Genomic DNA, 14,003 nt, shown 5'->3' with positions numbered 1-14,003 from the left:
CATATGGACTGCTTTTTTTGTTATAAAAGATATTAAGAAAAAATTAAGAAAAAAATCATTTTATAGAAAGTTATATGGTTTAACATATTGGTAACATTAACCTATTAAAAATAATAATCATAAGAATGGAGGAATATATGAGCGATATTATTAAAATAAAAGAATTGAAAAAAATATATAGAATGGGAAATGAAAAAGTTGAAGCATTAAAAGACATAAGTCTTGACATTAAAAAAGGAGAATGTTGTTGTATTCTAGGAACATCTGGATCAGGGAAATCAACGTTACTGAATATGATGGCTGGACTTGAAAAACCTACTAAAGGACAGATTATCATTAAAGGACAGTCCATTGAAAAAATGAATGAAAAGCAAGTCACCAAGTTTCGTCAGAAGCATGTAGGATTCGTTTTTCAATCATATAACTTATTACCCAATCTGACAGCACTTGAAAATGTGGCTATGCCCATGATTTTTGGGGGTATATCTAAAAGAAAAAGGGAAAAAGAGGCTAAATATATGTTGGAGGCTGTTGGATTAGGAGATAGACTCCATCATAAACCTTCTCAAATGAGTGGAGGACAACAGCAACGTGTAAGTATTGCAAGAGCGTTTGTTGGAACACCAGAGATTGTATTCGCAGATGAGGCAACAGGAAATCTTGATACAAAAACAACTATGGAAGTAATGGAACTCATTACTAATATGGCGAATGAGAACAATCAGACATTGATTATGGTAACTCATGATACAGAAACAGCGATATATGCTGACAGAGTAATTCATGTACGGGATGGTCTCATTGAAAGAATTGATGAAACAAAGGATGACATCTTAAAAGGAATAAATTATAAACAGGAGGCTTAATTATGAAGAAAACAAAAGTATTAATTTATCTATGTGCTCTAGTTATGGTTATCAATGTAGTAGTGATAAAAGTGTCTGCAACTACAACAGAAACAAATGATATTATAGTGGACTCTTATACTGTAAGTAAAAGCACCATTTATGAAGGAACAGAATTCACATTAACAGTTAATTTGAAAAAGATAGGTTCAGGAACTATAACTGGAACGCCTACTTTAGGTATTAATCCAGGAAGTTTCATATTAAAGGATAAAGGGTCAGTTATATCTATCAATCCAGCTAATCTGAATGCTGGTGGTAAAGAAACGATAACACTTCCATTAAAATGTTCTGGCACGAATAATGTCATTGAATTGATATTCAATTATGTAGATGGCGGAGATTCTAAAAGATCTGTCAATAAGATTACTATCGATATGGTGAAAGCCAGTACCAATTCTAATGAAAATACTACAACCAATACAAAAAAATATAATCCTGAATTACAAGTGACTAATCAAGACATACCAACTGCTAGAGCAGGTTCTGTTTTGAATCTATCTTTGGAATTACAAAATATCAGCAGTCATACAGCTAAGGATATTACTGTTGAATTTATTCCATCCAAAGAGGCAGGTTTTTTATATGAGACTAATAAAATGAGTATGATCCATAAAATTAAACAGTTAAAGGCAAAAGAAAAAACAAATCTGGAGTATTCATTGACAATATTAAATGACTCGAAAGCTAAAACTTATACAGGGCAATTGAAGTATACATATTATAACCTATATGGTGATCCTAAGGAAAAGACACAGGACATATACATTAAGGTAAAAAAAGGCTTTCCAGACGTTAATCTAGAAATCAATAAAATTGAAACTGTACCTGAAATTATATATTCTGGTTCAGAAGCACAGTTAAGTTTTCTAGTAAATAATAATGCAGGATTATCAAGTGTAAAAGATATAGAGGTTTCATTACAAGGTTTATCCGGAGAAGGTTTCACTATAGCAAATGGTGTTAATAGCAATAAGATTAATATACTACCTCCAGATAGCCCAGGTAAAAAGGTGACATTTAATCTATACGCAGCAGATAAAATGACTAAAGGAAGCTATCCTATCAAGGTAAAGCTAAAATACCAAGATAAACTTAATAATGAACAAACGGTAGAAAAGGAGATTTATCTAAAGGTAGAACAAAAGAAGTCTAATATTTCAATAGAGAATATCAAGGCACCTTCTGGTACTATAACTGGAACTAATAAGTTTAAAGTATACTTTGATCTAGTTAATACCAGTGATGTTGATACAAAAGATCTTACAGTAACTGTAAAGCCAAATGAAGGTATCGTACCGGTTTCTCAAAGTGTGCAAGTATTAGATTTACTAAAAGGTGGAACGACCAAAAAACTTATGTTTGAATTTCAACCAACATCAGAGGCAAAGACTAAGAACCATTTAATAAATATTGAAGTAAAAGGGAGTAATAATGAAGCCCTGACAACTATTAATCAATATGTAGGTGTTTATGTTAAAGAAAATGACAAGACCACTAATAGTAAGCCCAATATCATCATAGACAGTTATGCTACAGAACCTACTATTGTGAAGGCAGGAGAAAATTTCAAGCTAAATATTTCTTTCAATAATACACACAAGAATAAGAAAGTGCAAAATGTAAAGGTATATTTAACAGCAGAAGAAAATACCAGTACCAGTAGTAATAATAATAGTAATGATAAATCAGGTAGTGTGTTTGCACCAGTTAACAGCAGTAATACCTTTTTTATCGATGAAATATCACCTAAGCAATCAGTCAACAAACAATTGACTTTGTATACCATACCATATGCAGCAGCAAAAACTCATACAATAAAGGTTAATCTAGAATATGAGGATGATAAGGCTAATCAATACAAGGCTACTGAACTAGTGAGCGTACCTGTCATTCAATCTTCAAGTTTCATAACAAGTGATATCAATGTACCTGAAGCTATGTCAGTGAATCAACCGCATACTATATCTTTGGAGATAAGTAATACTGGTAAAACTACCCTTGATAATTTTACTGTTGCCATTGAAGGCTTTGGTTCAAAAAACAGTAAAGGGTACTTAGGAAATCTTCAATCAGGTAAAACAACTTATCATGATATCGAATTATGGCCTACCAAAGAGGGAGAAATAAAAGGTAATCTTATATTTTCTTATACAAAACCAGATGGAAAAACAGAAGAAGTGAAGAAAGAAATACATACTATGGCTACAGCAGAATCAATGGTAGAAGAAGGCGAATTTATAGATGAAAATGGAGAACCTATAAACATAGATGAAATCAATGCCCCTAAAAGTAATATGAATATTATAATGATAGTTGGTGGAATAAGTGTCGGACTTATCGTTCTTATAGTTATATTAAGAGTGATAAAAAAGAAAAAGGAAATGAAAGATGATGAATAGCATTGATTTAATATCCATGGGGCTAAAAAATTTATTCCGCAGAAAACTTAGAACATTTTTGACTACATTAGGTATTATCATAGGGACTATTTCAATAGTAGTAATGATTTCTATCGGTATTGGTATGCAAAAACAAATGGATGAATCCTTTAATCAAATGGGTGATATGAATATTATTACTGTTTCTCCACCCAATAAAAATAAAACCAATACTATTAGTACAAAAAAGAAGAAGACTAGTATTACAGATAAGGATATTAAATATTTGAATAATATAGAAGGTGTTGATGCAGTTTCACCAGTTATTAATTATAGTGTTACTATGACAACATCAAAAAGATTGACAGCCCAAACAACAATCAAAGGGATGACTCTAGAATTCATGGAGAAATATGGGCTAGGAAAGATGAAAAAAGGTAATGTCCTTACAAAAGATGATAGCGCAGGTGTGTTATTTGGAAAAATGACTCTATATGGATTTGCTAAGGCCAATGCCACTAAAAGTTATTATGATCCTTACGAAGAGATGTATGATGAAGAAACTGGGAAGATGAAAGAACCAAAATTCAATCCTCTTGTCAATAGAATCTATATGTCATTTGGTTCAGATAATGCAGATGATGACGAAAACACTATTAAACCAATTTTAATTAAACCAGTAGGTATATTAGCTACTACTAATTATCAAAAATCAGCATCTATGTATATGGAATTGAATCAACTAAAAAATCTGAGAGATAAGTACGATAAGATGACAAGTTATAGTGAGTATGGAGGTAAGAAACCTAGTAAGAATGGGTATACTGAGGTGATGGTACACGTTCCTGACAGAAAGAATTTAGAAGCAGTACAGAAAGAGATACAAAAATATGGTTTTAGAGCTGATAGTGATGCAGATATGTTAAGAGAAACTAAGAAAATGACACAAATCATTAATCTGGTTTTTGGAGGCATTGGCGGAATCTCTTTATTGGTTGCTGCCATAGGTATCACCAATACTATGGTTATGGCAATCTATGAACGAAGAAAAGAAATTGGTGTCATGAAAGTTATAGGTTCTTCCATACGTGACATAAAAAGATTGTTTTTATTTGAATCAGCTTCTATTGGACTACTAGGAGGTATATTAGGTGTAATACTTAGTTTGGGTATTTCATCCATTGTAAATGTAATTGCAGGAGGAGCTGGATCATTTATGGAAGAAACGAGTACAGAAGCAACCAAGACAGCTATCTCTATCATACCTGTTTGGCTTTCATTGTTAGCTCTAGCATTTACTGCTTTTATTGGGTTAGTATCGGGCTATCTACCTGCTCGTAAAGCAATGAAATTAAGTGCTCTTGAAGCAATAAAAACAGAATAGTTATAATATAAGGGGTATCTCAAGCATGGGGATATCCTTTTAGTTACTATTTAATAATCCTCTATAAACAGAAAAAAATAGATTTAGATAGGTGTCACAGTTGTAACATCATGGTAAATATATTATAATATATTCATATTCATTCAAACTCTTTATTAAATAGATATTGCTTAATATAGCTTGTTTGTTATAATAATAAAGAAAAAACAGGATGTTTTGTAGGAGTTCTAATATGGCTGAGATAAAGACAAAAGGTATTGTTATTAGTGAAATGCCTATAGGAGAGAATGATAAACGTATTGTAATGATCACAAAAGAGAAAGGAAAAATTACTGCTTTTGCAAGGGGTGCAAGAAAAATGAATAGTATGTTTCTTGCAGGTTCTCAACTGTTTTCTTATGGTGAATACATATTATACAAAGGTAAGTCATCAGCATATACAATCAAGCAAGTTCAGTTGATAGAGTCTTTTCATAATATAAGAAGCGACATCGATAAATTAGCATATGGATTATATGTGTTAGAGTTTTGTGAGTACATAACCCAAGAAAATGTGCCCAATAATTACTTGATGAAACTTATGTTAAAGACTTTACAAGTATTAGTAAAAAAAGTCAGTGATTATGATTTGACAGTAAGAATATTTGAATTAAAAGCTATGAGCTATATAGGCTATACACCTAATGTAATAAGCTGTGTAAACTGTGGTGAGAATTATGAGAATTATTATTTTAGTATTAAGCTTGGAGGCATTATCTGTAAAACTTGCTCTAATGAACAGAAATTTGTTTCGAATATAAATAATACTACTATTTATACTATGAGGTATATTCTTTCTACGTCAGTAGATAAATTATTTAGCTTTCAGATTGATGCAACCATTAAATATGAATTGACAATGATTATGAAAAAATATATTGAATATCATCTTAACCATAAATTTAAATCTTTAGATTTTTTGTTGAAATTATAGTATGATAAAAATTTTTTTAAGGAGAATTTATTATGAAAGTATTAAAATTTTTTATACCCATATTTAGTATTATTATGTGTGTTTTTTTATCTGGATGTACTTCTAAAAAAATAGATTTTATTGCTGGAGAATTTCTTTATGAAATAGATGATGATAATGTTGAAGTAACACTCATAAAAAAAAATGATAAGGATTACGATAAAGATAAATTTAAAGACTTTATAGAGAATAAATTAATAAAGCATAAAGAGATAGATGTCAAAATAAAGAACATAGAATTGTACGGAGAAAATATAAGGATTACTTTTGATTTTGAAGAGTTAGATGATTTGGATAGGGTTCTTAAAACAAATATATTTCATGATTCTTTACAAGATTATCTGGATAATAATAATATAGATTATGACCAATTTGAAGATAAGGACATATTGTATAATGTATTAAGTGGTGAAGAGATAACCGAAGAACAGCTGCAAGATAATAAAAAATATAATTTAATCAGACTAGACTGTAATAATTCTAAAATAAAAGTTGATGGTGAAATTATATATGCAAGCAAGCAAGGTGAAATCATAAAGAAAGATACTATTTATTTTAAAGACCACGGTACTTATTATCTATTATATAAATCCAAAACTGGAATAAGCAAATGGGTTTTATGGGCGTTGTTACTATTAATAGTTAGTTACGCTGTCTACCTTAGTATTAAATGGCAATCTAATAAAAAATGCTCTGTTGACTGTTATTACTGTGGTCAGAAAAATGATTATGATGCAATATATTGTAAAATATGCGGGAATAAGATAAAAGGGGATATCTAAAGTTAATTATCGCTATTCTTGATCAAGCCAATGTGATAAATAGTTTTACTTATATATGACTAAAATTATGAAGGTGAGAATAAGATGTATAATGTTTTAATTGTCGATGATGAAAAAATTGTTAGAATAGCTTTAAAAACTATAATTAATTGGGAAGATAATGGGTTTAGAATTGCTGGAGAAGCAAAAGATGGGATTAACGCTCTAGAGCTAATCAATAATAATAAAATTGATATAGTTATAACTGATTTAAAAATGCCAAATATGGATGGGATAGAGTTAATTAAAAGTCTACAAGATAAAGAGTACAATGGTAAAATACTTGTTTTAAGTAATTATGACGATTATAATTTAGTTAGAGAAGCAATGAAAATGGGAGCTAGCGATTATTTACTTAAGGTAGTAATTGAAGAAGAAGAATTTTTACAATCCTTAAAACAGATTACTTATCAATTAGATAAAGATAAAACAATGTCTTTGGCAGTAGAAGAAATAACAGAGAATAACTTAATTGTAAAAGAATCATTTCTAAAAAATCTTATAATGAATAAATATTCTAAGAGAGAGATAACAGAAAATATCCGTAAATTAGATATTAGATTTAATGAAAAAGGAAACTTTGTTTTATTCGTTTTTATTGACAAAATGAGAAGTCCTGAAATTAAAAGAAGAATAAAAGATAAAAAACTGTTTGAGATGTCTGTAATAAATATAATAAATGAAGTAGTTAAAGATACTTATGATGGAGAGATAATAGGATTAGAATATAGGGATTTTGTTGTTATAATGCCAGTTAATAATGCATTGAATAATTTAGATGAAAGAATGGAAAAATTATCATATGATATTTCCGAAATGATACAAACATATTTGAATGTAACTTCAAGTATTGCTATAGGTAACATATGCGATAGTTCTGAAATAGCAGATATGGTTCAAAAATGTAGAAATGCTATAAATTATAAATTCTATTTTGGTCACAAATCAATTATTAAACTTAATGATATAAATTATAATAATATTATTGGGAAACAGGATTATTCAAGTGTATTAATACAATTAAAAGAAAATCTAAGAATGGGTGAAATAGATAAGAATATAGATATATTTGATGACATCTTTGAGAAAGCTAAGACAGAAAAATGGAACCCTTATCATTTCAAAAAAGTAATGTCAGTAATTATTGATAATCTAGGAAGTATTCTTGTGGAAATTGGAGAAAAAGATATTTTATACATAGATGCTAATAAAAACATGTTGCAAAATTCAGAAACAATTGAAGAATATAGACAGAATATTACTAATCTAATGGAAGAAATCTGCAAAAGAATAGAACATATATATAATAGCAAATATAGAAAAGAAGTATCAATGGCAATTGAGTATATTAAACAAAATTTAGATAAGAAACTCAGTTTGAAAATTATTGCTGATAAAATTAATATGAATGAAAGTTATATGAGTAGAATTTTCAAAAACGAGACTGGTGAGAGTTTAATAAAATTTATTAATCATATGAAAATAGAAAAAGCTAAAGAAATCATTAGAAATACTGATAATATGATTAAAGAGGTAGCAGAGTCCGTGGGAATTAGTGATCAATTTTATTTTGATAGGATTTTCAAAAAACATGTTGGTATGAGTCCTAGTCAATATAAGAATAAAGTGTATAAATAGTATATGAGATATAATAATTAACCTCTTAAGTAGATATAAATTATCTATTTAGGGGGTTTCTATTATGTAAGAAATAAAATATAAAAATGTACTTATAAAAGTAAAAATAATCCATATATAATAAAATTAGAAATAATAATCTATACATTTGTAAACATAATCTATTTTAAAATGAGCAAAAGCTTGTTATTATAGCATTGTTATAAAAATAAATATAAAAGGGAGGAAACAAAATGAAAATCAAATTTTTGAAGATTATTAGTTTAGTATGTTCTTTGACATTAATTTTTTCATTGTTGGTAGGATGTGCAAGTGATAATGAAAAGGATGGTGTAAAGGATAAGGTAGTTGAGACAGATTTAACTGTTACTGATAAAGACAATCAATCTAATGATGATGAGAAAGAATTCAAGAATAAAGAATTGAACATCGCAGTTTTTGAGGGTGGATTCGGAAGGGAATTCTGGGATGAAGTGGTAGCTAATTTTGAGACTGCTTATCCAGGAGTTAAGGTCAATGTGGAAGCCAATCCACAGATTGGTGAGTTGCTTAGACCTAGATTGCTTTCAGGGGAAATACCTGATTTTATATATCTTAATCAAAATGAAAAATCAGGTGTCACTATGGGGCTTATAAAAGATCAAGGAATATTGGATATCACATCTGTTTTTGATGATATGTCTCTTGACAAAGATGTTGCTCTAAAAGAAATTATTAATGATGGATTTTTAGAAACTAAAATGTGTTCTCCATATGAAGATGGTAAGATTTATCTTGCACCTTTTAATTATACTCCATGTGGTCTTTGGTATAATAAAAATCTCTTTAAGGATAAAGGCTGGAAAGTTCCTAAAACTTGGGATGAATTTTTTGCTTATGGTGAGAAAGCTGAGGCTGAGGGGAGATCATTATTTACATATCAAGGTATATATCCATCGTATATTGAATCAATGTTAATAACTTCTATAGCTTCTGCAGGTGGATTGGACACTGTTAATAAGGTATTTAACTTTGAAGAGGGAGCATGGAATAGTGAAGCAGCCAAAAAGGCACTAGGCATATTCCAGACAATAGCTGATAATGATTATTTATTAGAGGGAACCATTGCAATGAATCATACTCAAAGTCAAACAGAGTTTATGTTAGGACATGCATTGTTTGTTCCTAATGGAAGCTGGTTTGAAGGAGAAATGGCAGAAGCTCCAAGAGAAGATGGATTTGAATTTGGTTTTCTAGGTGTTCCAACATTTGATGATAGTGATCAAATGTACATTCAGGCAGGTATTGAACAAATGTATATACCAAAAGAGGCAAAAAATCCTGAACTTGCAAAAGAATTCTTGAAGTTCCTATATACAGATGAAAGTGTAAAATTGAATGGTGAAAAAACAAAAGGAGTCATGGCAGTAAAAGGTGCTGCTGATATGTGTAGAGAATATCTTTCAGATGCGACATATAATACTTATTCAATATTTGACAAAGGTGCTAAACCATTAGTGTTTAACTGGACTCCTATTCCACAGGGAGTAAATGAAAATCCGATTTCACAGATATATGATCCATTAAGCAGTATTATTAATAAAACCATGACAGTTGAAGAATGGATAGATATTATTGAAAAAACTAATAAATTAACAAGAGATGCCATGGGAGAGTAATTATTTATTTCTAGAGACTAAGGTAAATTCTATTGAATATAAGTGAGGGTATATTACCCTCACTTAATTACTTAATACTAAGGGGTGAAGAAAATGAGAAGCAGAAAAAAGAATATATTCATAGCAACATGTATCATACCTACTTTCACATTATTTGCATTAATCGTAATTTATCCAACTATAAAGACTTTTTCTATGTCTTTCTATCAATGGAGTGGTATATCGCAAAATGCTGTTTTTATTGGATTTAAAAACTATGCAGATCTTTTTAAAGATAGAACGTTAATTATAGCTTTCAAAAATACAATATTTCTAATTTTAACTGTACCCATAATTACTATGGTTTTATCATTGTTTTTTGCAGCGATACTAACTCAGTTCAAGTTAAAAGGTAAGAACTTTTATAGGACAGTATTCTTCTTTCCAAATGTTCTGGCACTAGTTGTTATTTCTATATTATGGAGCCAGATATATCATCCTACCATGGGAATATTGAATTCATTTCTTGATTCCATTGGACTAGAAGGTCTAAAACAAGTTTGGCTAGGAGATGAACAAGTTGTAATGTGGGCTATAGTCATGACTATGGTCTGGCAGGCAGTGGGCTACTATATGGTAATGTATATAGCTGGTATAGATGGTATTCCAAAAGCATTATATGAAGCAGCGACTGTAGATGGTGCAAGCGGAATAAGAAAGTTTTTTAGTATAACAATTCCTATGTTATGGGAAGTTATTCGTACCACAATAATATTCATGATTTCATCTACGTTGAATATGAGTTTTATATTTTGCAGAGTAATGACAGCAGGTGGACCAAATAAAAGTTCAGAAGTACTTCTTACATATATGTATAATCAAGCATTTCAAAATGCAAACTTTGGTTATGCAATGGCAATTGCAGTTGTCATTTTTATATTCACTGTATGTCTTGCATTAGTAAGTAATAGGCTGACAGAAAGGAGAGATTAAATGTCTGATAATAAAGATTTTAATTGGCGAAGAAATATAACGAGATTTATTATTACTTTAGTATTAATGATATATACTGTTATTACTTTATTTCCAATGCTTTGGAGTATATATAGTTCGGTAAAATCTAGTAATGAAATTCTTACAAGCCCATGGGGACTACCAAATAAATTGAACTTTCAAAATTACATTAATGCTTTTACAAAAGCTAATATGGGCGATTATTTCTTGAATTCCATTTTTATCACTGTTTTATCCTTAACACTTTTATTAGTGTTAGCAATTCCAACTTCTTATGTTTTAGCAAGATTCAAATTCATGTTTTCAAAAACATTAAAAAATATTTTTGTAGCTGGTTTATTCATTCAAGTAATGATATATTTAGTCCCATTATTTTTATTAGTGAATAAGGTTCATTTATTGAATAATAGATTAGTGTTATGTGTTATCTATGCAGTTACTAGTCTACCATTTACAATATTCTTGCTTATAAGTTTTATGAAGAGTATTCCTAAGGATTATGAAGATGCTGCAATGATAGATGGGTGTAATTATTTTGGCATATTAGTGAAAATAATAGTACCTATGGTTAAACCAGCAGTAGTTACAGTTTCAATTTTTAGTGCTTTGGGGTTTTGGAATGAATTTCCCTTAGCATTTACATTCATATCTTCCAGTTCCAAAAAAACCTTGTCAGTAGGACTTGCTAATCTTATGGAAATTCAGAGATATGCAACTGATTGGGGAGCGTTGTTTGCTGGGTTAGCGATAGTTATGATACCTACATTATTATTCTATGTATTTACACAAAAAAAACTTACTGAAGGTGTAAGCATAGGTGGACTAAAAGGATAATTGATAAAAGAAAGGATATTAACTATGAATAAAAACTTGAATAGATTACCACAAGAATATTGTGATTTGTGTTTTAGTAACTCTATTATGAATTGGGATGAAGCTATTCCATTAGGTAATGGATTATCAGGTTGCTTGATTTGGGGTGATGGTTCTCCACTTCGTTTTAGCCTTGATAGAGGTGATTTATGGGACAATAGACTTGCACCAGAAACTCTAAGTGATGATTTTAAATATAAGAAGCTGATTGAACTTGTAAAGAATAAAGATGAAGAAGCTATTAAAGAAAAATATGAAGATAGTTGGGAAAGGGCTACACCTACAAAAATACCTGCTGGAAAGATTGAAATTGATTATGGGAAAAATATGGGGAATATTAATAGCTGTTTGCATTTATACAATGGAGTTGCAGAGATTAGAATGGATGATAGTACAAATAAGTCTTCCATCAAAACTTTTCTTCATGCAACAAAGAAAATTGGGTATATACATATTAGAGATTTAGAAAGTATTAAAGGAATAAGGCTTAATGCACCTGAATTTGGAATTTTATCAGAGGAGATGGATAAAAAAAATGAATTGGATGGACATATATCTAAAGGTTCACTAAATAAGTTGAAGTATCCTCCCACTGAATATATAGAGAGTGATGATATAACGTATTTTATTCAGAAGACTGTTGAAAATTTGGAATATGGTATTTTTATGGTACAAAAAAAGGTTGGAGATAGTATTGATATTGTGTATCATATTGCTGCAAATATTGATGGAGAAAACTGGATTGAAGATGCTAAAAATAGAATTCTTAGTATATTGAAAATGGGTTTTGATAAAGCGCTTATAGAACATGAAGAATGGTGGAAGAGTTTTTGGAATAAGAGTTCTATTAATCTGCCAAATGAAGAATATGAAAAAATGTGGTATCTAAATAATTATTTGTTTGGTTCATGTTCTAGAAAGAATGCACCTCCTATGCCGTTGCAAGGGGTTTGGACTGCAGATGATGGTCAATTACCCCCATGGAAAGGTGATTATCACCACGACTTAAACACACAAATGAGTTATTGGCATTATCTAAAAGCTAATCATATTGAAGAAGGTGAATCCTTTATAGATTACTTATGGGATTTAGTACCTGCAGCACGTCAATTTGCAAAAGACTTTTTTGATTCGTCTGGATTATGTTTACCTTCTACAACAACACTTGATGGTACACCAATTGGCGGTTGGGCTATGTACAGTTATAATCTCACCAACCAGATATGGTTATGTCAGGCGTTTGATAGACATTGGGAATATACAGGGGATATTAATTTCTTGAAGAACAAAGCGTATCCATATTTGAAAGATACAGCACTTTGCATAATTGATTGGCTTGTACCAGATTCAAATGGTAAATTATTACTTCCATTATCAAGTTCTCCTGAAATTCATGATAATAATTATGAAGCTTGGCTAACACCAAATAGTAACTATGATCTGGAATTATTGATATATCTATTCAAAACATTGTATGAAATGGCAGATATACTTAATTATGGAGAGAAAGATAAATGGAAAGAGAAGTTAAACTCTTTACCAGAATTAGCTGTTAATGAAAACAATGTTCTGATGTTAAGTTCTGATGAATCATTAAATGAATCACATAGACATCATGCACATGCAATGGCACTATATCCGTTAGATCTTTTGAATTATCATTCGGGAGGTAGAGATAAACAGATTATTGATGAAACCATAAATAATCTAGAACTGTTAGGTACGGGTCTTTGGGTAGGATTCTCTTTCCCTTGGATGGCTGAATTCTATGCAAGACAATGTAATGGAGAAGGGGCAGCATATCAGTTGAAACTCTTTTGGGAAGTTTTTTGCTCGCAAAATGGTTTTAATCTAAATGGAGATTTCAATAAATGTGGTATAACTCAATGGCATTATCGTCCATTCACATTGGAAGCTAATATGTGTGCAGCAGATGCATTGCAGGAGATGTTGCTGCAAACATATGATGGTATTATAAGAATTTTTCCAGCTATACCTGAGTCATGGAGGAAGAATGGTGCAGATTTCAGTAGTTTTAGAGGTATGAAAGGAATATTGATATCCTCATCAATAAAAAATGATGAGGTAGAATTTATTCACCTTGTAGCTCAAAATGCTGGCAATTATGTGGTTCAGAATAAGTTCAATTCAAATAAGATTATTATTAAAAGACAGAAATGTGTAGAGGAAATTAATTGTAATTGTAATGAAAATTTTACTATTGAATTAATAAAAGATGAAGTATGTTATGTCACCGCTAAGAACTGAAATGATTGTAATAAATATTTATGTGACAAAACATATGGTTTTAGCAAGTTGAAAAGAAAAATGCAATAAG

Annotated in this window: 10 protein-coding genes; all 10 read left to right on the top strand. The window is 30.1% G+C overall.

Annotated features, from left to right (window positions below):
* The first annotated feature begins 137 nt into the window (after positions 1-137).
* The 10 genes from ACX6CF_RS03905 to ACX6CF_RS03860 all read left to right on the top strand — a co-directional run bounded on the left by ACX6CF_RS03905 (position 138) and on the right by ACX6CF_RS03860 (position 13,933).
* A complete protein-coding gene (locus tag ACX6CF_RS03905) occupies positions 138-866 on the top strand; it encodes an ABC transporter ATP-binding protein (protein WP_458783993.1) in 729 nt (242 codons plus the stop codon).
* 2 nt (positions 867-868) lie between these two features.
* Complete coding sequence (locus tag ACX6CF_RS03900) at positions 869-3,307, top strand: COG1361 S-layer family protein (RefSeq protein WP_458783992.1); 2,439 nt, start codon at positions 869-871, stop codon at positions 3,305-3,307.
* The gene (locus ACX6CF_RS03895; protein ID WP_458783991.1) at positions 3,297-4,670 is read left to right on the top strand and encodes an ABC transporter permease; all 1,374 of its coding nucleotides are present in this window, start codon (positions 3,297-3,299) and stop codon (positions 4,668-4,670) included. Before ACX6CF_RS03900 ends, ACX6CF_RS03895 begins: the two co-directional genes overlap by 11 nt.
* Before the next feature lie 232 nt (positions 4,671-4,902).
* Positions 4,903-5,643 carry a DNA repair protein RecO gene (recO, locus tag ACX6CF_RS03890; RefSeq protein WP_458783990.1) on the top strand — a complete coding sequence of 247 codons (741 nt, stop codon included), beginning with the start codon at positions 4,903-4,905 and terminating at the stop codon, positions 5,641-5,643.
* A 32-nt stretch (positions 5,644-5,675) separates the two neighbouring features.
* A complete protein-coding gene (locus ACX6CF_RS03885; RefSeq protein WP_458783989.1) occupies positions 5,676-6,464 on the top strand; it encodes a hypothetical protein in 789 nt (262 codons plus the stop codon).
* 84 nt (positions 6,465-6,548) lie between these two features.
* A complete protein-coding gene (locus tag ACX6CF_RS03880) occupies positions 6,549-8,141 on the top strand; it encodes a response regulator transcription factor (RefSeq protein WP_458783988.1) in 1,593 nt (530 codons plus the stop codon).
* Positions 8,142-8,374: 233 nt separating this feature from the next.
* Positions 8,375-9,799: a carbohydrate ABC transporter substrate-binding protein gene (locus tag ACX6CF_RS03875; RefSeq protein ID WP_458783987.1), complete on the top strand. Its 1,425-nt coding sequence runs from the start codon at positions 8,375-8,377 to the stop codon at positions 9,797-9,799.
* Positions 9,800-9,892: 93 nt separating this feature from the next.
* The gene (locus ACX6CF_RS03870) at positions 9,893-10,771 is read left to right on the top strand and encodes a carbohydrate ABC transporter permease (protein ID WP_458783986.1); all 879 of its coding nucleotides are present in this window, start codon (positions 9,893-9,895) and stop codon (positions 10,769-10,771) included.
* Positions 10,772-11,626, top strand: coding sequence for a carbohydrate ABC transporter permease (locus tag ACX6CF_RS03865; protein ID WP_458783985.1), 855 nt, complete (start codon positions 10,772-10,774; stop codon positions 11,624-11,626).
* 24 nt (positions 11,627-11,650) lie between these two features.
* A complete protein-coding gene (locus ACX6CF_RS03860) occupies positions 11,651-13,933 on the top strand; it encodes a glycosyl hydrolase family 95 catalytic domain-containing protein (protein WP_458783984.1) in 2,283 nt (760 codons plus the stop codon).
* The last annotated feature ends 70 nt before the right edge of the window (positions 13,934-14,003 follow it).

It is taken from the genome of Vallitalea sediminicola (assembly GCF_054408565.1).
The sequence above is the reverse complement of the archived record's forward strand: the minus strand, read 5'-3'. Positions and strand labels throughout refer to the sequence as shown.